Origin of the sequence: Pseudomonas sp. NFR02, from assembly GCF_900119375.1 — a bacterium.
Classification (GTDB): Bacteria; Pseudomonadota; Gammaproteobacteria; order Pseudomonadales; family Pseudomonadaceae; genus Aquipseudomonas; species Aquipseudomonas paracarnis.
Genome location: NZ_FPJJ01000002.1, coordinates 951,760 through 971,550, shown reverse-complemented (window position 1 = coordinate 971,550; position 19,791 = coordinate 951,760). Strand labels below are relative to the sequence as shown.

Below are 19,791 nucleotides of genomic sequence, written 5' to 3'. Positions count from 1 at the left end.
CGGGTGAAACCTCGTCACATCCATTCGGGACGAACGAAGCTCGCCGCTGCCGGCACGGTGCCTGACAACGACTTACGACAAATCAACGAGTTATGACACGGATCTGCACGTTATAGGCCACCCCTCGGGGCAGCCCTGGAAACCGCCGGATGTTATCACAATCGCCGCCACGCACCTATCCCCCTGATGCGCATGGAGGCTAGTAATTTGACGGATGACAGGCTTGAAGGGGACGAGAGGGGCTCAGAGGCGCGATGGTGCTTTTTTGCGAGGGTGGAATGCAGACGTTTTATTGACTTCAAGGGCCAATCGCAGGCAAGCCAGCTCCCACCTTTGATGTGTGAACACGGTTGAAGGTGGGAGCTGGCTTGCCTGCGATAGAGCCCCCACAGCCACCGACACCCTCAATGCAGGCGCTTACGACACATCAACTTGGCCAGTTTGGCAGTGTCTGGCCGCTCGACAATGCCTTTTTCGGTGACGATCACGTCGATCAGGTCCGCAGGGGTCACATCAAACACAGGGTTAAACGCCGCGATATCCAACCGCTGCCCATCCACCTCAAGCAACTCACCCATATCGCGCTGCTCCAGCGCAACATCCTCCCCCGTAGCCATCATCAAATCCAGGGTCGAACTCGACGCCACCACCATAAAACGCACGCCATGGTGCATGGCACACACGGCCAACTGATAAGTGCCGATCTTACTGATCACATCGCCATTGGCCGCAATACAGTCAGCCCCCACCACCACCCAGGTCACGCCTTTGGTCTTGAGGATATGCGCCCCGGCGGAGTCGGCATTCACCGCCACCGGGATGCCCTGGCCCGCCAACTCCCACGCTGTAAGACGGGAGCCTTGCAGCCAGGGGCGGGTTTCATTGACATAGACCTGCTCGACCAGCCCCTCCAGATACGCGGCATGAATCACCCCGAGGGCTGTGCCAACGCCGCCGGAGGCCAACGCCCCGGCGTTGCCATGGGTGAGGATCGCCTGGGCATTGCCCTGGTGCTTGCGAATCCGCTCCATGCCCAACTGGGCCATGACCACGTTGGCCTCCCGGTCGCTCTCATGGATCGCGACGGCTTCGGCTTCCAGCGCCACCAGCGGGTCGGCGTGCTGCTTGAGGCGGTCGAGGCGGTCGCGCATGCGCTGCAAGGCCCAGAACAGGTTCGATGCGGTCGGTCGGGTATGGGCCAGCAAGCCGTAGTCTTCTTCCCATGCAGCCTGCCAGTCACCACCCTCGGCGATACGCTCGCGGGCGGCCAGGACCAAGCCATAGGCGGCGCAGATGCCGATAGCCGGCGCGCCCCGCACCACCATGGTGCGAATGGCGTCGGCCACCGACTCAACGGTACTGCAGGCCACCCAGTGCGTCCGGGACGGCAAAACGCGCTGATCGAGCAGGTGCAGCGCGCCATCACGCCATTCGATGGCCTTCACTTTGTCTGCAGCCAACAGTCGGTCGCGCATCCCTTACCCCGCACTCATGAACAAAAGCCGCCGATTATAGCGATCCGCCAGCCAGGACGCTCGGGTATACTTCGCCCTTCTTTTATAGCTGCCTGGGAAGAAGCCTGCGATGACCTCCACTGCCGCCCCGCTCGACTTGTTGCTGCTGCCGACCTGGCTGGTACCCGTCGAGCCAGCTGGCGTGGTGCTCAAGGAGCACGGCCTGGGTATCCGCGATGGCTGCATTGCCTTTATCGGGCCACGGGACGCGGCGTTGAAGCTGGCGGCGCGAGAAGTGCGTGAACTGCCCGGCATGCTGCTCAGCCCCGGCCTGGTCAATGCCCACGGCCATGCCGCCATGACCCTGTTCCGCGGCCTGGCCGACGATTTGCCACTGATGACCTGGCTGGAAAAACACATCTGGCCCGCCGAAGCCAAGTGGGTCGATGAAGCGTTCGTGCGCGACGGCACCAACCTGGCCATTGCCGAGCAGATCAAGGGCGGCATCAGCTGCTTCTCGGACATGTATTTCTACCCAAAGGTCGCCAGTGAGTGCGTGCACAACAGCGGTATGCGTGCGCAGATCGCACTGCCGATCCTCGACTTCCCGATCCCCGGCGCCAGTAGTGCCGACGAGGCGATTCGCCAGGGTATCGAGTTGTTCGGCGACCTCAAGCACCACCCGCGCATCAAAATCACTTTCGGCCCACACGCCCCGTACACCGTGTGCGATGCCAACCTGGAAAAAATCCGGGTGATCGCCGAAGAGCTGGACGCCGTGATCCATATGCACGTTCACGAAACCGCCTTTGAAGTGCAGCAAGCCATCGAGCAGACCGGCGAGCGGCCATTGGCGCGCCTGGCTCGCCTTGGCTTGCTGGGCCCGCGCTTTCAGGCCGTGCACATGACCCAAATCAGCGAAGACGACCTGGCTTTACTGGTAGAAAGCGACACCAGCGTCATTCACTGCCCGGAATCGAACCTGAAACTGGCCAGCGGCTTTTGCCCGGTGGAGCGCTTGTGGCAGGCTGGCGTCAACGTGGCCATCGGCACCGACGGCGCCGCCAGCAACAATGACCTGGATCTGCTTGGCGAAACCCGCACGGCGGCGATGCTGGCCAAGGCCGTGGCCGGTTCGGCCACTGCGCTGGATGCCCACCGCGCCTTGCGCATGGCCACACTCAACGGCGCCAGGGCGATGGGCCTGGACAGCCAGATTGGCTCCCTGGAAGTCGGCAAGGCGGCAGACATCGTCGCTTTTGATCTTTCCGGGCTGGCGCAACAACCGATCTACGATCCGGTCTCACAGCTTATATATGCCACCGGGCGCGATTGCGTGAAACACCTTTGGGTTGCCGGCAAGCCATTGCTCGACGACCGGCAATTGACCCGCATGGATGAACAACAGTTGACCGCCACGGCCATTGCCTGGGGCCAACGCATCAGCGGGCACAGCGAATAACGACGCGGCTGAAGCCTTGGGTTCAGCCGCGACACACCGACTTATCAGATTCAGAGGATTCACCATGAGCAACGTCGACCACGCCGAAATCGCCAAGTTTGAAGCCCTTGCCCATCGCTGGTGGGACCGCGAGAGCGAATTCAAGCCCTTGCACGACATCAACCCACTGCGGGTCAACTGGATTGACGAGCGCGTCAACCTGGCCGGCAAAAAAGTGCTGGACGTCGGTTGCGGCGGCGGCATCCTCAGCGAAGCCATGGCCCAGCGCGGCGCCACCGTCATGGGCATCGACATGGGCGAAGCGCCGCTGGCCGTGGCCCAGTTGCACCAGCTCGAATCTGGCGTGAGCGTGGAATACCGCCAGATCACTGCCGAAGCCCTGGCCGAGGAAATGCCCGAGCAGTTCGACGTGGTCACCTGCCTGGAAATGCTCGAACACGTGCCAGACCCGTCCTCGGTGATCCGTGCGTGCTTCCGTATGGTCAAGCCCGGCGGCCAGGTGTTCTTCTCCACCATCAACCGCAACCCCAAGGCCTACCTGTTCGCGATCATCGGCGCTGAATACATCATGAAGCTGCTGCCGCGCGGCACCCATGATTTCAAGAAATTCATCCGCCCTTCCGAGCTGGGTGCGTGGAGCCGCCAAGCCGGGCTGACCGTCAAGGACATCATCGGCCTGACCTACAACCCGCTGACCAAGCACTACAAGCTGGCCAACGATGTTGACGTCAACTACATGATCCAGACCCTGCGCGAGGAGTAAGCCTGTGAAGTTGCGAGCGGTTCTCTTCGACATGGACGGTACCCTGCTGGACACCGCGCCGGACTTTATCGCCATCTGCCAGGCCATGCGCGCCGACCGTGGCCTGGCGCCGATCAACCCGCAGCACATCCGCGATGAAATTTCCGGTGGTGCGCGGGCGATGGTCGCGGTGACCTTCTCGATGGACCCGGAGTCGCCGGGTTTTGAGGAACTGCGCCAGGAATTCCTGGAGCGTTACCTCAAGGATTGCGCAGTCCACAGCAAGCTGTTCGACGGCATGGCCGAGCTGCTGGAAGACATCGAGAAAGCCAAGTTGATCTGGGGTGTGGTCACCAACAAGCCGGTGCGCTTTGCCGAACCGATCATGCAACGGCTGGGCCTGGCCGAGCGTTCGGCCGTGCTGATCTGCCCGGACCACGTGAAAAACAGCAAGCCGGACCCGGAGCCGATGATTCTGGCGTGCAAGATGCTCGACCTGGACCCGGCCAGCGTGCTGTTCGTGGGCGATGACCTGCGCGACATCGAATCCGGCCGCGATGCTGGTACGCGCACGGCGGCGGTCACTTATGGCTATATCCACCCGGACGACAACCCCCGCCACTGGGGCGCGGATGTGGTGGTGGATCACCCGCTGGAATTGCGCAAGGTGCTGGATAACGCCCTGTGCAGTTGCTGATGGCTCACTGACTTTACTGACCGATGGAGATCCAAATGTGGGAGCGGGCTTGCTCGCGAATGCGGTGTTTCAGTATCTGATTCAGTGACTGGCACACCGCATTCGCGAGCAAGCCCGCTCCCACAGGGAAATTCAGCGTTTTCAAATCTGAGGTTGTTTATGTTTGATTACTCTGCACCGCCAGAACTGCTCAAAGGCCGGATCATCCTGGTAACCGGCGCCGGTCGCGGGATTGGCGCGGCAGCGGCGAAGACCTATGCCGCCCATGGCGCCACCGTGCTGTTGCTGGGCAAGACCGAAGCCAACCTGGCCCAGGTGTATGACGAGATCGAAGCCGCCGGCCACCCACAGCCGGTGGTGATCCCGTTCAACCTGGAGACCGCCCTGCCCCATCAATACGATGAGCTGGCAGCGATGATCGAAAAGGCATTCGGCCACCTCGACGGTTTGTTGCACAACGCCTCGATCATCGGCCCGCGCACGCCCATCGAGCAGTTGTCCGGCGAGAACTTCATGCGGGTGATGCACGTCAACGTCAACGCGATGTTCATGCTGACCAGCACTTTACTGCCGTTGCTCAAGCTGTCCCAGGATGCGTCGGTGGTATTCACCTCCAGCAGCGTCGGGCGCAAGGGCCGTGCTTATTGGGGTGCCTATGGCGTGTCCAAGTTCGCCACCGAGGGGCTGATGCAAACCCTGGCCGATGAACTGGAAGATGTGGCCGCAGTGCGCGCCAACAGCATCAACCCGGGCGGCACCCGCACCAGCATGCGCGCCCAGGCGTACCCAGGGGAAAACCCGATGGAAAGGCCGGCGCCGGAAGAGATCATGCCGGTGTACCTGTACCTGATGGGGCCGGACAGTGCGGGCATCAATGGCCAGGCCTTCGATGCGCAGTAAGCCCTGACACACCGCAAAACAAAGGTGGGAGCTGGCTTGCCTGCGATAGCATCACCGCGGTGTCACTGAAGCACCGAGGTGTCTGCATCTCAGGCAAGCCAGCTCCCACATTGCTTTGTGGTGTACTCAAATACTCAGTTTTTGACCACTTCCTCAAGGGTGAAGCGCCCCAACGGGTTCTGCAGGAAGTTGCTTACGTTCTTGCGTGAGATATTGATGTACGGGCTGTAGTACAGGTCAATCCAGTTCACATCCTGTTTGGCCAGTTTCTGCAACTCCACATACATTTGCTCACGCTTGGCCGGGTCTGCCTCGATCCGCGCAGCCGCCACCAAGGCCTTGACCTGGTCGTTCTTGTAGCGGGTCATATAGTTCTGGTTGGTGTCGTGGCCCAGCACGAAGGTGGTTTTCTGGTCGGGGTCGAGGATGTCGTTGGTCCAGTACATCACCGAAATATCGTACTCACCATCCACCAGCATCTGCCAGCTTTGGGTGGGGTCGACTTTTTGCAGATTGGCGGTCACACCGACCTTGGCCAGCTGGTCTTTGATGATCACCGCGATCTGCTCGTCGGCCTCATTGCCGGCGTTGACCACGTAGTTGAGCTTCAAATCCTGGGCACCTGCAGCGGCCAGCAGCTTCTTGGCTTCGGCCGGGTCGTACGGGCGTTGCAGGTTGTTGGCGTAGTGGTACAGCGAGCCCTTTGGAATGTAGGAATAAGCCACGGTGCCTTGACCGTAAGTGACGGCTTTGACCAGCGATTGCTTGTCGATGGCCATGTCCAGGGCCTGGCGCACTTGCGGCTTGGCCAACAAGCCGTGCTCGTGGTTGATCAACAGGTGATCTTCACGGGTGGACGGGTCGGCGTGAATCACCACGTTCTGGTCTTTTTTCAGTTCTTCGACCCGGGAGAACGGCACGAAGATCGCCGTGTCGAGTTCGTTGTTCTGCACCATGCGCATGCGCGTGTTGTCATCGGTCACCGACACCCATTCCACGCCGTCCAGGCTCACGCTGCCGGCCTGCCAGAAATTCGGGTTTTTCTTCAGGATCACGCGGTCGCCCTTGCGCCACTCGTCCACAGTAAACGCGCCGGAGGTCACCGGGTTTTCCGAGTAGGCGTCTTCGCCCATCTTGGTCATGGCTTTTTCCGACAGGATCGACACCGTTGGCGACGCCAGTTGCGAGAGGAAGGCCACCGCCGGGGTTTTCAAGGTGACCACCAGGGTCTTGGCATCGCTGGCCGTGGCGGTGTTGATCAGGCTGAACGGGTCGCTCCACAAAGAGGCCTTGTTGTCGCGGATGCGCAGCAGGCTGAATGCGGCGTCGGCGGCAGTGATCGGCGAGCCGTCAGAGAACTTCGCCTCGCGCAGCTTGAAGGTGTAGGTCAGGCCATCCTTGGAAATGTCCCAGCTTTCGGCCAGGCCCGGTTCCATCTTGGTGCCCAGGTTATCCACGCGCACCAGGGTGTCGTAGACGTTGGCAAATACCCAGGTGTCGCGGTTTTGCGCGCTTTTGATCGGGTCGAAGGTGGTGCTGTCTTCACGGCAGCCGATGGTGAGCACACCGGCGGCCTGTGCCAGGCCGGCGGTCAGCGACCAGGCCGTGAGGGTAGCGGCGGCGAGCAATTTCAAGTGGCGCGAGTGCATATCACAACTCCTTGTTAATGAATGGCAGAAGGTCAAAGCAAAGGGTCTTCAAGCACGCAACTGTACCGATGCTCGTGCAGGAAATGGGTGGGAGGCAATACCGAGGAACACTTGGCTTGCGCATACCGGCAACGCGGGTGAAAGGCACAACCAGTCGGCAGATTCAGCGGGCTCGGCGGTTCGCCGGGCAATGGCTGCGCAGGCAATGGCCGGTGCGGATCGATCTCCGGGATGGCCTGGATCAGCGCTGCCGTATACGGGTGACGCGGCGCGGTGAACACCGCTTCCACCGGGCCTTCCTCGACGATCTTGCCCAAGTACATCACCGCCACGCGGTCGCACAGGCGTCGCACGATGGCCAGGTCATGGGCGATAAACAGGATCGCCAGGTTCATACGCTGTTGCAGTTCCAGCAGCAGGTTGATGATCTGACCCTGGATCGACACATCCAGCGCCGCCACACATTCATCGGCAATGATCAGGCGCGGCTCCACCGCCAGCGCCCGGGCGATACCCACGCGCTGGCACTGGCCGCCACTGAGGGAGCCGGGCTTGCGTGAAGCCAGCTCAGGACGCAAGCCGACCAGTTCGAGCAACTCATTCACACGCTCAGGAATCTGCTGCGCCGCCACCTTACGCTGCACACGCAGTACCTCGGCGAGGGTTTCGCCAATGCTGTGCCGTGGATTGAGCGCGGCGTAGGGGTCCTGGAAAATCATCGCGGTTTCATGCCGCAGTCGGGCAATGTCGATGGCGCTGCCATGGGCCATGTCGATACCGTCGAACAACACCTGCCCGGCGCTGATCGGGTTGAGGTGCAGAATTGCCCGGCCCAGGGTGCTCTTGCCACTGCCGGACTCGCCCACCAAACCCAGGGTTTCACCGGCGGCGAGGTTCAGCGACACCCCGTTCACCGCCCTCACCCACTGGCGGTTGAGGCCCAGCAGGCCGCTGCCGGACGCGGCAAAGCGCACTTCCAGATCCTTGACCTGTAACAAGCTCATGGGCGCGCTCCCAACGGGTAGTGACAGGCCACGCGTGCGCCCTGGGGCAGCAACTCGGTGCACAAGGCGCCTGCCTGCGGGCAGCGCGGGTGGAAGCGGCAGCCGTCGGGCAATGCATCGAGCAACGGCGGCTGGCCAGCAATGGTGCGCAACAACGCATGCCCGCTGCTGTGGGCCGGCTGGCAGTCGATCAGGCCTGCGGTATACGGATGTTGCGGTTGGGCCAGCAGTTCGTATTTGCTGCCGTGCTCGCACAGGCGCCCGGCGTACATCACGGCGATGGCATCGCAGGTTTGCGCCACCACGCCCAGGTCATGGGTGATCATGATGATCGACAGGCCACGCTGGTCGCGCAGGTCGAGCAACAGCCGCAGGATTTGCGCCTGCACCGTCACATCCAGAGCCGTGGTCGGTTCGTCGGCGATCAACACCTTCGGGTTGCAGCCCAGGGCCACGGCGATCATGGCGCGCTGGCGCATGCCGCCGGAAAACTCATGGGGGTAGTTGTCGACCCGGGCCTGCGGATCGGGAATCCCGACCTGACGCAATACCTCGATCGCCTGCAAGCGCGCGTCTTTTTTCGACGCACCTTGATGCAGGCGGATGCCCTCGGCGATCTGCTCACCGATACGCATCAGCGGGTCCAGGTGGCTGCTGGGGTTCTGGAAGACCATGCCCAACTGCCCGCCGCGCACGGCGCGCATACCGGCATCATCCAGTGCCAATAAGTCCTGGCCGGCCAACTGCACCGCGCCGCCCTGCACCCGCAGGTTGGGCGATGGCAACAGACGCATCAGGCCGCGACAGGCCATGGTCTTGCCCGAACCGCTCTCGCCCACCAGGCCGAGGATTTCACCCTCGGCCAGGTCGAAAGACACCCGGTCCACCAAGGTGACCTCACGCCCGGCGTTGTTGGCGATCACACTGAGGTCGCGCACCTTCAGCAGGCTCATGAGCGCTCCCCCAATACCTGTGCAACACCATCGGCCAACAGGCTGAAGCCCATGGCCAAGGTCACGATGGCCAGGCCCGGAAAGGTGCAGATCCACCAGGCGGTGGTGATAAAGGCTTGCCCCTCGGCCACCATCGTCCCCCATTCGGCGGTCGGTGGTTGCACCCCCAGGCCCAGGTAGCTGACGGCGGCGCCGTTGAGCAGCACCAGCACCGCGTCGGACATGGAAAACACGATGGAGCCAAACAGCGCATTGGGCAGCAAATGCCGGAACAGAATGCGTCCATGGCCAAAGCCCAGGCTCTTGGCGGCCAGGGCGAACTCGCTTTCCTTGAGCACCAGGATCTGCGAGCGAATCAGGCGCGCATACGACACCCAGCCCACCAGCGCCATGGCGATGTAAAAACTCTGTAAGCCCGGCCCGAGGATGGCCATGATCGCCAGCATCAGCACCAGGAACGGGAACGCCAGCACCACGTCGATCACACGCATGCAGACACTGTCGAAACGCCCGCCGATATAACCCGAGACCGCACCGATAAAGGTGCCAATGATGAAAGGGAAGATCACCCCGACAACCGCCAACTGCAGGTCGATGCGCGCCCCCCAGATCACCCTCGACAGGATGTCCCTGCCGTAATTGTCCGTACCCAACGGATGGGCAAGGCTGGGGGCCAGCAAACTCATGCCGGTGTCCTGCGCGATGGGGTCATAGGGCGCGACCCACGGCGCAAACAGCGCCAGGGCCAACCACGCGAACAGGATCAACAACCCCCATGCGGCGGTCAGTCGGCCATTGCGAAAACCAAAGCGCAGGCGCAAGCGCCATGGGGCCATCAGGGGGCGACTGCTCATTGCATCTTCACCCGTGGGTCGAGGGCCACTGTCACCAGGTCAGCCATGAAGTTGACCACCACCGTGGCACAGGCCAGCACCATCGCCACGCCCTGCACCACCATGTAGTCACGGGTGAAAATGCCGCGCACCAGCAACTGGCCGATGCCTGGAATCGCGAACAGGCTTTCGATGACCACCGTGCCGCTGATCAGCCAACCGATGTTGACCGCCAGCAGGTTGACCGCCGGCACCAGAGCGTTGGGCAGCACATGCCGGCGAAACACCGCGCCTTCCGACAGCCCGCGTGCGCGTGCGGCGGTGACGTGATCCGCCTGCAATTCCATCAACATGCTCGCCCGCAGGTTACGCACCAGCACCGCCGACAGCGCCAGGGCGATGGTCAGGCACGGCAAGAGCATGTGGTGCGCCTTGTCCAGCCAGGTGCGCCCGTAACCGGACACCGGGAACAAGCCCCATTTCACGCTGAGCAGCAGGATCAGCATCAACCCCAGCCAGAACGCCGGCATGCCCAGGCCGACCGTGGTGAACACGCGGATCAGCTTGTCTGCCCAACGGCCTTGCTGGCGCGCCGCAATCGTTGCCAGTGGCACCGCTATCAACAACGCGAGCACCACGCTGCCCAGCACCAGCACCAGGGTCGGCTCGATCCGGGTGACGATCAGTTTCAGGGCGTCGACCTTGTACAGCAGCGATTGGCCGAGGTCGCCCTTGAGCAGGTTTTTCAGGAAGTAAAAGTATTGCAACCACAAAGGCTGGTCGAGGCCGAACTGGGCGCGGATCTTCAGCAGCGCATCCGGCGTGCTGCGCGAACCCAGCAAGGCGCGCGCCGGGTCGCCAGGAATCGAGCGCACCAACACGAAGGTGATCAGGCTGATGCCCAGCAGCACCGGCAGCAATTGCAGGGGCCGGGACAACACAAAACGGTAGCGCGCCAGGTTCATGCGTCAGTCTCGGTGGCGAGCGAGGAAGTCCAGCAGCACCGGGAAGTACGCCTGCGGCTCCTCGTAAAACGGCATATGACTGCTGTTGGGGAACACATGCAACTCGGCGTGGGGTGCTGCTAGTTTCATGCGCATTGCGCAAGCGGGGGTAAGTTCGTCGTGCTGGCCGGTGGTGATCAGGATCGGCATCGTGAACTCGGCCATTTCCTTGAGGCGGTTCCACTCCTTGAGGTTACCGATATAGAGGAACTCGTTGGGGCCTTGCATGGTTTCGTACGGCCCCATATTCCAGTCACCCAGGGAGCGCTTGACCGGCTCCGGCCATTCGTCGAGCCGGCACACGTGGCGGTAGTTGAGCAAGGTGATGGCGGCCTGGTACTGCGGGTGGTCGAGGGTGCCCATGGCTTCGTGGCGTTGCATCATGGCCACGGTTTCGCTGCCCAGGGCGCCGCGCAGGCGCTCCAGCTCCTGGGACAGGTGGGGAATGTCGCCGACGGTGTTTTCCAGGATCAGGCTTTTGAGCGCACCGGGATAATGCACGGCATATTCGATCCCCAGCCAACCGCCCCAGGAGTGCCCGAGCAAATGCACGCGGCCCAGGCCCAGCGCCTGGCGCACGGTCTCGACTTCTTCGACATAACGGCGGATTTCCCACAGTGCGGCATCGGTCGGTCTGGCTGATGCGCCTGTGCCAAGCTGGTCGAATGCAACCACTCGCAGGTTATGTGCTTTGAGCCAGCCATGGGCGTCGCGCAGATAGTCACACGGCAGGCCCGGCCCGCCGTTGAGACACAGCAGCACCTCATCGCCTTCGCCAAAGCTGTAGACCACGAGGTTATGGCCGTCGACTTGCACGTTGTACTGCTGGTCGGGGGCAATTTCACGCCACATGCATACATTCCTTGTGTTGTATCGGCCTGGCGGGTAGCGGCCGTTTATCAGGTCAACACTACCGAGGATGCCGTGCGTCCATAACCTAGTATTTCTTATAGGTTTGGCCTGGCAGTCCTTCGCCGGGGCGTGGCATTCTACTTGCAGCAAGTCGAGATTCAAATGAATTCGGGAGCAGAACGGATGCTGGCCAAGCTGACCGCCTTCAATAATCGCCTCATACCGGGCAGGAGCCTGGATGAACAGATGGACAATACGTTTATCCTGGCCCAACAACTGGGCTTCGATGCGCTGGTGTATGACTACAGCCCGGTGCCCATCGATCTCAACGGCGCACTGATCACGCCTTCGCTGTTGCAACTGCGCAACACACCGGCCGACTGGCACGCCTTATGGTGCAGCGAAGGGTTTTACCAGATCGACCCGGTGCAACACCTGGCATTGAGTTCGGTATCACCGTTTGTCTGGTCCTATGAGGCCAAGACTGAGACCGCCCTGCAAAAGATCATCGACCCGTGCCACGCTCCCGTTTCCTCCTACCTGCATGAACGCCAGCTGACCTGCGGCGTCAGTGTGCCGATTCATCTGCCCAAGGGCGGTTTTGCCTCGCTCACCGGCTTACGCACCGGCAAGGCGCGCACGGTATTGAAGGACGCCCAACATACGCTGGCCGATTTCAGCCTGATTACCCATGCCCTCCAGGAAGCGGCGTACCCGCTGTTCAGCAAGGAGGTGCGGGCTTATCCGCACATCCGCCTGACCAAGCGCGAGCGCGAATGCCTGAAATGGGCGGCAGAAGGCCTGACCGCCGCTGAAATCGCCACGCAATTGAGCCGCTCCCTGGCAGTGGTCACCCTGCACCTGGCCTCGGCCATGCACAAACTGGGGGCCAAAAACCGTGTTCAAGCGGTGGTTCGAGCCACCCATTACCGCTTGCTGGAAGATTAAGCTTTCGGCAAAAACCTATCTGTTTTGCTAGTTACCTAAACTTTTTGTTCAGACTATCGTAACCCTGATCCTTTTTTTCAGAGCAGGGTACGAAATGGAATTCATCGAAAAAGTTCGCGAAGGCTACGCGCCCTTTGGCGCCTATCAGACCTGGTATCGCGTCACGGGCGACCTGAGCACAGGCCGCACGCCCTTGGTGATCATCCATGGCGGCCCGGGCTGCACCCACGATTACGTCGACGCCTTCAAGGACGTCGCCGCCAGCGGCCACGCAGTCATCCATTACGACCAGTTGGGCAACGGCCGCTCCACGCATTTGCCGGAAAAAGATCCGTCGTTCTGGACCATCGGCCTGTTCCTCGACGAGTTGAACAACCTGCTGGACCACCTGCAAATCAGTGAGAACTACGCGATCCTCGGGCAATCCTGGGGCGGCATGCTCGGCAGCGAACACGCGATCTTGCAACCCAAAGGCCTGCGCGCGTTTATCCCTGCCAACTCGCCCACCTGCATGCGCACCTGGGTCAGCGAAGCCAATCGCCTGCGTAAGCTGTTGCCTGAAGGCGTGCACGAAACCCTGCTCAAGCACGAGCAGGCCGGCACCTACCAAGACCCGCAATACCTCGCGGCCTCTCGGATTTTCTATGACCAGCATGTGTGCCGGGTCAACCCGTGGCCCGAAGAAGTGGCACGCACCTTCGCCCAGGTGGATGCCGACCCGACGGTGTACCACGCCATGAGCGGCCCGACCGAATTCCACGTGATCGGCAGCTTGAAGGACTGGAATGTGATCGGCCGCCTGTCAGCCATCAAGGTGCCAACCCTGGTGATTTCCGGTCGACATGACGAAGCCACACCGTTGGTGGTCAAGCCGTTCCTGGATGAGATAGCGGACGTGCGCTGGGCACTGTTTGAAGACTCCAGCCACATGCCCCATGTGGAAGAACGCCAGGCATGCATGGGGACGGTGGTGAAGTTTCTGGATGAGGCGTGTTCGTTGCCGCACAAAGCCCTCAAGGCCGGCTGAATCCCTGTGGGAGCTGGCTTGCCTGCGATAGCGCCGGTGAAATCACCATCGCTATCGCAGGCAAGCCAGCTCCCACAGGGTACACGGGTCGCTCGTTAAACCTCGCTGGTCTCAGGCTTGGATGTTTTCCTCAGGGCATCGGCCACCAACGGAATCTCCTTACCTTCGGCATCAAACAGCTTCCCTCCCCGGTAGTAATCGCCGTCGCGCAACGCGGCCACGTCGCGAAAGCACAAGCTGCGCTCAGTCCCCGCCACAAACACTGACTGCTGGTCCGAGTTGCCGGCGGTGAAGTGGTTGAATGCCAGGTTCAGCAATATCGCCATGATTGCCGACGAGCTGATGCCCGAGTGGAAGATGGTCGCGAACCAGCTTGGAAACTGATCGTAGAAGCTGGGCGCGGCGATGGGGATCATGCCGAAGCCGATGGATGTGGCGACGATGATCAGGTTCATGTTGTTGCGGTAATCCACCTTGGACAGCGTGCGAATCCCGCTGGCTGCCACCGTGCCGAACAATACAATCCCGGCGCCGCCCAACACGGAGGTGGGCACGGCCGCGATCACCCGGCCCATGAATGGCAGCAGGCCGAGCACCACTAGGAATACCCCGCCAGTGGCCACCACAAACCGACTCTTGACCCCGGTCACCGCCACCAGGCCGACGTTCTGGGCGAACGCGCTCTGGGTAAACGAACCGAAGATCGGCGCGAACATGCTCGACAGCATGTCGGCGCGCAGGCCGTTGCCCAGGCGCTTGGAGTCCACTTTGGTGTCGATGATCTCGCCCACCGCCAGGATATCCGCTGACGTTTCCACCAGCGTCACCATCACCACGATGCACATGGAAATAATCGCCGCCACATGGAAGGTGGGCATGCCGAAGTGAAATGGCGTGGGGAAACCGAACATCGGCCCCTGCATGACGCCAGAGAAGTCCGCCATGCCGAGCAGCACCGCGATCACCGTGCCGATCACCATGGCCAGCAGGATCGACAGGCGCGAGATGGTTGCGCTGCCGATCTTGCTCAGTAGCAGCACCAGCACCAGAGTCAGCGCGGCCAGGCCGATGTTGGACATGTTGCCAAAATCCGCCGCCCGGCTGTTGCCACCCATGGCCCAGCGCGCCGCTACGGGCATCAGGGTCAGGCCGATGGTAGTAATCACAATGCCCGTCACCAGCGGCGGAAAAAACTTGGTGATCCTTGAGAACACCGGGGTGATCAACAAACCGATAAAGGATGCGGCCATCACCGCCCCGAGTATCGCTGGCACACCACCGGCACCGTCGCTGCCGACAATCGCCACCATGGTCGCCACACCCGCGAACGACACGCCCTGCACCAGCGGCAACTGACAGCCGAAAAACGGCAGGCCCAGGGTTTGCAGCAGCGTGGCCAGGCCACCGGCAAACAGCGATGCAGCGATCAGCAAGCCGATATCCGCCGGCGACAACCCGGCTGCCTGGCCGACGATCAACGGCACGGCGACGATACCGCCATACATGGTGAGCACATGCTGCAGGCCGTAAGCCATGTTGGCGGCGACGCCCAGATTTTCATCTTCGGGCCGCTGCGGTGACGCCTTCGGGATAGTCATGGTGAGGGGTTCTCTGTTTTTGTTGTGCGCTCACTGTATGCAATGTTAAGACTCTATGTCCATAGAGTTGTATACAATCAATCGAACAAGATACCCTCCAACGGCGTTACAAAAACAATCCGGCCGTCACGAGCCAGAACGCTAAAGGACAAAAAGAATGAAAAAGGCACTACAGGGCGCCACCGTCGCATTGACCCTTCTCGGCGGCGGGGAGGCCGTTGCGGTGGAATGGATGAACAACAGCGTCGGGTTTCGCTACGGGCAGCACTTCACCAACCCGAACAACCCCGACGACTTCAGCAAGCGCATCTACAGTTTTACCCACGCCAGCGGCTACCGTTACGGCAGCAACTTCCTCAACCTCGACGTATTCCTGTCCGACAGCAGCGACCCGCGCAAAGGCACCGACCACGGGGGCAGCGAGGTGTACGCCGTGTACCGGCATCAGCTGTATGCCTCACGCGTGTTCGACTTGCCGCCGGGCACGGGGCTGATCAGGGATTACGCGCTGACCCTGGGCTTCGACGCCAACCGCAACAACAACTTCGCTTCCGCCAAGAAGCGCGCCCTGGTGATTGGCCCTACGTTGAAGTTCAACACTGTCGGCGTGCTGGACCTGAGCCTGATGTACTACAAGGAAAAGAACCACACCGGCATTCCCGGCGCGCAAGAGTCGAACCACACCTTCGACGCTACCTACATGCTCAACCTGACCTGGATGCGACCGTTCGAGGTGGGCAACCATGCGGCGAAATTCCAGGGGTTCATTAACTACGTCGGGGAAAAAGGCGAGGACTACCATGGCCGCGATACCGCACCGGAAGCGCTGATGCGTACGGCGCTGATGGTGGCGGTGCGACCGGGTAAAAGCGTCAAGCCGAACTTGTACCTGGGGGTGGGGTATGAGTACTGGCATAACAAATTCGGCGTGGACGGTGGGCGTGGCAGCCGCACCTCAACGCCGACGCTGAACATGGAAGTGACGTTCTGACTGAAGAAACGCAAAACAATGTGGGAGCTGGCTTGCCTGCGATAGCGGTCTGTCAGTTAGCCCATCTGGCACTGACACACCGCTATCGCAGGCAAGCCAGCTCCCACACTTTGATCGTATTGTCAGCTCAGGCGTTGGCCAGTTCGGAAGAGTTGCCCTTCGGCCGTGCCAACCAATACCCCAACACCGCCAGCGGCGCGGTCGCCAGCATCACAATCACCGTGATCAACAGCGGTTGCTCGATCATCGACGACACCAACAGGCTGGCCAGGAAGCACAGGCCCAGTTGCAGGGTGTTTTGCAGGGCCGCCGCCTTGCCGGAATTTTCAGCAAAGGGCATCAGCGCATTCGCCACCACAATCGGGTAGCTGGCGCCGTTGCACAGCGCCATCAGGCAGAATGGGATCAACAAGGTGGTCAGGGTCGGCACACTCAAGGTGGCCACCAGGTACAACGCCACCATGCTCAAGCAATAGGCGACCAGCAACCACGGCAGCAGGGTTTTACCCGGCAGGCGCTGCAAGGCGCTGCGGCAACTGTAGCCGCCAACGAGAAACGCCAGGGTCGGCAGTACGTAGCTGAGGCCGATGTCATTCGGGCTGTAGCCCATGCCACCGAGGATGAACGGCGAGGCGGTCAGCCAAGCGAAGAAGCTGGCCGAACAGGCGGCGAAGATCATTACATTGCCGGTAAACACCCGCGAGGTGAGCAATTGCCCATAGCCCAGGCGCACCGGGCTGCCCTTGTGCTCCGAACGCTTGGGCACGTTGCGCAGGAATAACGTCGGCAACAACAGCAGCAACGACACCACCAGCAACACGCCGAAGATCGCCTGCCAACCAAAGTGATTCAGCACCATGGCACCCAACAGCGGAGCCAGGGCCGGAGACAGCGACATCAACGGCATGATGCTGGCGAAGACGCGGTGGGCCTTGTCGGCCGGGTAGCGATCAATCACCAAGGCCTGCCAACTGACGGCGGCGGCACACACGCCAATCGCCTGCATAAAGCGCAGGGCCAGCAGTTGCGGCGCGCTCTGAACCCAGAACATGCCCAGGCAACCGAGCACAAACAGGCTCAGGCCCGCGATCAGAATCGGTTTGCGCCCTAGGCGGTCCGAGAGCGGCCCCCACAGCAACTGCCCCAGCGCAAAGCCGGCAAGAAAAATACTCAAGCTGGCGCCCACCGCGCCAGCACCAATGTTCAACTGCTCGCCCATGGCGCCAAACGCCGGCAAGTACATGTCCATGGCCAGATAACCGAGCATGCTCAGCCCCGCCAGATACCAGGTAAAACCAAAAGAATTTTTCATCGATGCCTTGTAGAGACTGCCATCAAACTATTTGCTGACTGGCGCCCATTATGAAGCTGACAATATCTGTGTGAAGCGATAATAATTGGACACTCTCATCAATAATTTTGAAGGCAGCGCTTATGTGGTCGGAATATTCCCTGGATGTGGTCGACGCCGTTGCCCGTCACGGCAGCTTCAGCGCCGCCGCCCAGGAACTGCACCGCGTACCGTCGGCCATCAGCTACACGGTGCGCCAGCTTGAAGAATGGCTGGCCGTGCCGCTGTTTGTGCGCAGGCATCGCGACGTAGAACTGACCCCCGCCGGCCGTTTGTTTATCGACGAAGCCCGCGGCGTGATGAAAAAAATGCTCGGCACCCGGCGCCTGTGTCAGCAGGTGGCCAATGGTTGGAGCGGGCAGTTGAAGGTGGCCGTGGACTCCATCGTCAAACCCCAGCGCTGCCGGCAGTTGGTGCTCGACTTTTATCGGCAGTTTCCCGAAGTGGAATTGCTGCTCGAATACGAGGTGTACAACGGCGTGTGGGATGCGCTGGCGGATGAACGCACCGACATCGTGATCGGCGCCACCAGCGCGGTGCCAGTGGCCAGCCACTTCAGCTTCCGCGACATGGGCCTGTTGAACTGGCTGTGCGTTGTCAGCGCCCGGCACCCCTTAGCTGCGGTGGAAGGTTTACTCAGTGATGACCAACTGCGCCCCTTTGCCTCGCTGTGCATGACCGACACCTCACGCAACCTGCCCAAGCGCGACACCTGGACTCTGGATAACCAGCGCCGCCTGGTGGTGCCCAACTGGGCGTCGGCTCTGGATTGCCTGCGCGATGGCCTGTGTGTAGGGATGGCACCGGCCCATCAGGTATTGCCATGGATCGAGCGCGGGGACTTGGTCGCGCTGCAGTTGAGCCGGCCATTTCCGGCCAGCCCGTCGTGTGTGGCGTGGGCGCAGAACAAACTGTCGCCGGCCATGGCGTGGTTGCTGGAATACTTGGGCGATACGGAGACCATGAACCAGGAATGGCTGAATGGCCCCTCCCTCTGATCTGATCGTTCCCACGCTCCGCGTGGGAGTGCTGCCCTGGACGCTCCGCGTCCGCTCTTAAGGCGTGACGCAGAGCGTCACAGGAGGCGTTACCACGCAGAGCGTGGGAACGAGCATCGCCCCCTTCCGCACTTTTTCAGTCCAGGAGGCGGGTGATGGCTCGCACGATCATTTCTACTTCCTTGCGCTCCAGCGTCAGCGGCGGCAACAGGCGAATGATCTTGCCCCGCGTGACGTTGATCAACAGCCCGTGCTCCTGGGCGGCCCGTTGGGCTAGGTCGCGGTAAGGGCTGGCCAGTTCAATGCCGATCATCAAGCCCTTGCCACGAATCGCCCGCACCTGCGGATGGTCCTCCAACTCAATGCGTAAACGCGCCAGCAAGTGTTCGCCCTGGCGTGCGGTGTTTTCCAGCAAGCCTTGCTCCTGGATAATCTCCAGCACCGTACACCCGACGCGACACGCCAGCGGGTTGCCACCAAAGGTGCTGCCATGGCTGCCGGGGGTGAACAGCTCAGCGACGCCAGCGCGGGCCAGGCAGGCGCCGATGGGCACGCCATTTCCCAGGCCTTTGGCCAGGGTCATCACGTCCGGCACAATGCCTTCGTGCTGGAAGGCAAACCAGGTGCCGGTGCGCCCGATGCCGGTCTGGATTTCGTCGAGCATCATCAGCCAGCCGTGGCGCGTGCAGTGCTCGCGCAGGGTTTTGAGGTAGCCCGACGGCGCCACCAACACACCACTTTCACCCTGGATCGGTTCAAGCAGCACCGCCGCGATACGCGTGCCGAACTGTTCGGTGACCGCCTCCAGGGCCGCCATGTCGCCAAAGCCAACCTTGATGAAATCGCCGGGCAGGCGCTGGAACCCCAGGCGCACCGAGGGCCCGTCGCTGGCGGCCATGGTGCCCAGTGTGCGGCCGTGGAAGGCGTTCTCCATCACCACCACCAGCGGCTGTTCAATGCCTTTTTTCCAGCCATGCAAACGCGCCAGCTTCAGCGCCGTCTCGTTGGCCTCGGCGCCGGAATTGTTGAAGAACGCGCGGTCCAGCCCGGACAGTTGGGCCAGGCGCCGGGCCAATTGTTGTTGCCAGTCGATGCTGTAGAGGTTGGAGGTGTGCAGCAGCAAGCCGGCCTGTTCGCTGATGGCCGCCACTAACCTGGGGTGGGAATGACCAACATTGGTCACCGCCACGCCGGCCACGGCGTCCAGGTATTCGCGGCCCTGTTGGTCCCACAGGCGCGTGCCCAGGCCGCGGGTGAAGCTCAGGGCCAGGGGTTGATAAGTGCTCATCAGGCAGGCGGCGGTCATGGTGGCGGCTCCAGTGCATCGT

Annotated in this window: 18 protein-coding genes; 8 read left to right on the top strand and 10 right to left on the bottom strand. The window is 61.6% G+C overall.

The genetic code is table 11. From position 1 onward, the window contains the following. Positions 1-404: 404 nt before the first annotated feature. A complete protein-coding gene (gene mtnA, locus BT199_RS10260; RefSeq protein WP_072434401.1) occupies positions 405-1,475 on the bottom strand; it encodes an S-methyl-5-thioribose-1-phosphate isomerase in 1,071 nt (356 codons plus the stop codon). Positions 1,476-1,584: 109 nt separating this feature from the next. Here mtnA and BT199_RS10255 point away from each other — a divergent pair, with 109 nt between their 5' ends. The 4 genes from BT199_RS10255 to BT199_RS10240 all read left to right on the top strand — a co-directional run bounded on the left by BT199_RS10255 (position 1,585) and on the right by BT199_RS10240 (position 5,255). Beyond that, the gene (locus tag BT199_RS10255; RefSeq protein ID WP_072434400.1) at positions 1,585-2,916 is read left to right on the top strand and encodes a TRZ/ATZ family hydrolase; all 1,332 of its coding nucleotides are present in this window, start codon (positions 1,585-1,587) and stop codon (positions 2,914-2,916) included. A gap of 64 nt (positions 2,917-2,980) precedes the next feature. Continuing rightward, positions 2,981-3,679 carry a bifunctional 2-polyprenyl-6-hydroxyphenol methylase/3-demethylubiquinol 3-O-methyltransferase UbiG gene (gene ubiG / locus BT199_RS10250; protein WP_003189760.1) on the top strand — a complete coding sequence of 233 codons (699 nt, stop codon included), beginning with the start codon at positions 2,981-2,983 and terminating at the stop codon, positions 3,677-3,679. A gap of 4 nt (positions 3,680-3,683) precedes the next feature. Further along, on the top strand, positions 3,684-4,355 hold the full coding sequence (gene mupP / locus BT199_RS10245; protein ID WP_003189759.1) for an N-acetylmuramic acid 6-phosphate phosphatase MupP: 672 nt from the start codon (positions 3,684-3,686) through the stop codon (positions 4,353-4,355). Between the two features lie 159 nt (positions 4,356-4,514). Continuing rightward, positions 4,515-5,255 carry a YciK family oxidoreductase gene (locus BT199_RS10240; RefSeq protein ID WP_014717613.1) on the top strand — a complete coding sequence of 247 codons (741 nt, stop codon included), beginning with the start codon at positions 4,515-4,517 and terminating at the stop codon, positions 5,253-5,255. A 134-nt stretch (positions 5,256-5,389) separates the two neighbouring features. Here the strand turns inward: BT199_RS10240 and BT199_RS10235 are convergent, their stop codons facing one another. From BT199_RS10235 to BT199_RS10210, 6 genes are read right to left on the bottom strand one after another with little or no spacing between them, the layout of a single operon-like run. Then, positions 5,390-6,904, bottom strand: a complete 1,515-nt coding sequence (locus BT199_RS10235) for an ABC transporter substrate-binding protein (RefSeq protein WP_014717612.1) — start codon at positions 6,902-6,904, stop codon at positions 5,390-5,392. Between the two features lie 32 nt (positions 6,905-6,936). Next, on the bottom strand, positions 6,937-7,908 hold the full coding sequence (locus BT199_RS10230) for an ABC transporter ATP-binding protein (RefSeq protein WP_020302500.1): 972 nt from the start codon (positions 7,906-7,908) through the stop codon (positions 6,937-6,939). After that, positions 7,905-8,861: an ABC transporter ATP-binding protein gene (locus BT199_RS10225; RefSeq protein WP_019820646.1), complete on the bottom strand. Its 957-nt coding sequence runs from the start codon at positions 8,859-8,861 to the stop codon at positions 7,905-7,907. Before BT199_RS10225 ends, BT199_RS10230 begins: the two co-directional genes overlap by 4 nt. Continuing rightward, positions 8,858-9,715, bottom strand: a complete 858-nt coding sequence (locus tag BT199_RS10220; protein ID WP_072434399.1) for an ABC transporter permease — start codon at positions 9,713-9,715, stop codon at positions 8,858-8,860. Before BT199_RS10220 ends, BT199_RS10225 begins: the two co-directional genes overlap by 4 nt. Continuing rightward, positions 9,712-10,659 carry an ABC transporter permease gene (locus tag BT199_RS10215; protein WP_003189752.1) on the bottom strand — a complete coding sequence of 316 codons (948 nt, stop codon included), beginning with the start codon at positions 10,657-10,659 and terminating at the stop codon, positions 9,712-9,714. Before BT199_RS10215 ends, BT199_RS10220 begins: the two co-directional genes overlap by 4 nt. A gap of 3 nt (positions 10,660-10,662) precedes the next feature. Next, positions 10,663-11,550 (bottom strand): proline iminopeptidase-family hydrolase, encoded by an 888-nt coding sequence (locus BT199_RS10210; RefSeq protein ID WP_072434398.1) that lies wholly within the window; start codon positions 11,548-11,550, stop codon positions 10,663-10,665. 183 nt (positions 11,551-11,733) lie between these two features. Between BT199_RS10210 and BT199_RS10205 the strand changes: the two genes are divergently transcribed. After that, positions 11,734-12,498, top strand: a complete 765-nt coding sequence (locus BT199_RS10205; RefSeq protein WP_019820650.1) for a LuxR family transcriptional regulator — start codon at positions 11,734-11,736, stop codon at positions 12,496-12,498. Between the two features lie 94 nt (positions 12,499-12,592). Next, complete coding sequence (locus BT199_RS10200) at positions 12,593-13,525, top strand: proline iminopeptidase-family hydrolase (RefSeq protein ID WP_019820652.1); 933 nt, start codon at positions 12,593-12,595, stop codon at positions 13,523-13,525. Positions 13,526-13,620: 95 nt separating this feature from the next. Here the strand turns inward: BT199_RS10200 and BT199_RS10195 are convergent, their stop codons facing one another. Then, the gene (locus BT199_RS10195) at positions 13,621-15,123 is read right to left on the bottom strand and encodes a nucleobase:cation symporter-2 family protein (RefSeq protein ID WP_072434397.1); all 1,503 of its coding nucleotides are present in this window, start codon (positions 15,121-15,123) and stop codon (positions 13,621-13,623) included. A 157-nt stretch (positions 15,124-15,280) separates the two neighbouring features. Between BT199_RS10195 and BT199_RS10190 the strand changes: the two genes are divergently transcribed. After that, a complete protein-coding gene (locus BT199_RS10190) occupies positions 15,281-16,114 on the top strand; it encodes a hypothetical protein (RefSeq protein ID WP_038449494.1) in 834 nt (277 codons plus the stop codon). Positions 16,115-16,241: 127 nt separating this feature from the next. On the opposite strand, the gene punC is transcribed toward BT199_RS10190, so the two are convergent. Continuing rightward, positions 16,242-17,426 (bottom strand): purine nucleoside transporter PunC, encoded by a 1,185-nt coding sequence (punC, locus tag BT199_RS10185; protein WP_014717603.1) that lies wholly within the window; start codon positions 17,424-17,426, stop codon positions 16,242-16,244. A gap of 122 nt (positions 17,427-17,548) precedes the next feature. Between punC and punR the strand changes: the two genes are divergently transcribed. Beyond that, positions 17,549-18,463 carry a DNA-binding transcriptional activator PunR gene (gene punR / locus BT199_RS10180; protein WP_020301687.1) on the top strand — a complete coding sequence of 305 codons (915 nt, stop codon included), beginning with the start codon at positions 17,549-17,551 and terminating at the stop codon, positions 18,461-18,463. 136 nt (positions 18,464-18,599) lie between these two features. Here the strand turns inward: punR and BT199_RS10175 are convergent, their stop codons facing one another. After that, complete coding sequence (locus BT199_RS10175) at positions 18,600-19,769, bottom strand: aspartate aminotransferase family protein (RefSeq protein ID WP_072434396.1); 1,170 nt, start codon at positions 19,767-19,769, stop codon at positions 18,600-18,602. Between the last annotated feature and the right edge of the window lie 22 nt (positions 19,770-19,791).

Bases quoted from the DNA above. Each gene is read 5' to 3' on its own strand.
- mtnA (WP_072434401.1), bottom strand. From the start codon at position 1,475: ATGCGCGACCGACTGTTGGCTGCAGACAAAGTGAAGGCCATCGAATGG.
- BT199_RS10255 (WP_072434400.1), top strand. From the start codon at position 1,585: ATGACCTCCACTGCCGCCCCGCTCGACTTGTTGCTGCTGCCGACCTGG.
- ubiG (WP_003189760.1), top strand. From the start codon at position 2,981: ATGAGCAACGTCGACCACGCCGAAATCGCCAAGTTTGAAGCCCTTGCC.
- BT199_RS10240 (WP_014717613.1), top strand. From the start codon at position 4,515: ATGTTTGATTACTCTGCACCGCCAGAACTGCTCAAAGGCCGGATCATC.
- BT199_RS10235 (WP_014717612.1), bottom strand. From the start codon at position 6,904: ATGCACTCGCGCCACTTGAAATTGCTCGCCGCCGCTACCCTCACGGCC.
- BT199_RS10230 (WP_020302500.1), bottom strand. From the start codon at position 7,908: ATGAGCTTGTTACAGGTCAAGGATCTGGAAGTGCGCTTTGCCGCGTCC.
- BT199_RS10225 (WP_019820646.1), bottom strand. From the start codon at position 8,861: ATGAGCCTGCTGAAGGTGCGCGACCTCAGTGTGATCGCCAACAACGCC.
- BT199_RS10220 (WP_072434399.1), bottom strand. From the start codon at position 9,715: ATGAGCAGTCGCCCCCTGATGGCCCCATGGCGCTTGCGCCTGCGCTTT.
- BT199_RS10215 (WP_003189752.1), bottom strand. From the start codon at position 10,659: ATGAACCTGGCGCGCTACCGTTTTGTGTTGTCCCGGCCCCTGCAATTG.
- BT199_RS10210 (WP_072434398.1), bottom strand. From the start codon at position 11,550: ATGTGGCGTGAAATTGCCCCCGACCAGCAGTACAACGTGCAAGTCGAC.
- BT199_RS10205 (WP_019820650.1), top strand. From the start codon at position 11,734: ATGCTGGCCAAGCTGACCGCCTTCAATAATCGCCTCATACCGGGCAGG.
- BT199_RS10200 (WP_019820652.1), top strand. From the start codon at position 12,593: ATGGAATTCATCGAAAAAGTTCGCGAAGGCTACGCGCCCTTTGGCGCC.
- BT199_RS10195 (WP_072434397.1), bottom strand. From the start codon at position 15,123: ATGACTATCCCGAAGGCGTCACCGCAGCGGCCCGAAGATGAAAATCTG.
- BT199_RS10190 (WP_038449494.1), top strand. From the start codon at position 15,281: ATGAAAAAGGCACTACAGGGCGCCACCGTCGCATTGACCCTTCTCGGC.
- punC (WP_014717603.1), bottom strand. From the start codon at position 17,426: ATGAAAAATTCTTTTGGTTTTACCTGGTATCTGGCGGGGCTGAGCATG.
- punR (WP_020301687.1), top strand. From the start codon at position 17,549: ATGTGGTCGGAATATTCCCTGGATGTGGTCGACGCCGTTGCCCGTCAC.
- BT199_RS10175 (WP_072434396.1), bottom strand. From the start codon at position 19,769: ATGACCGCCGCCTGCCTGATGAGCACTTATCAACCCCTGGCCCTGAGC.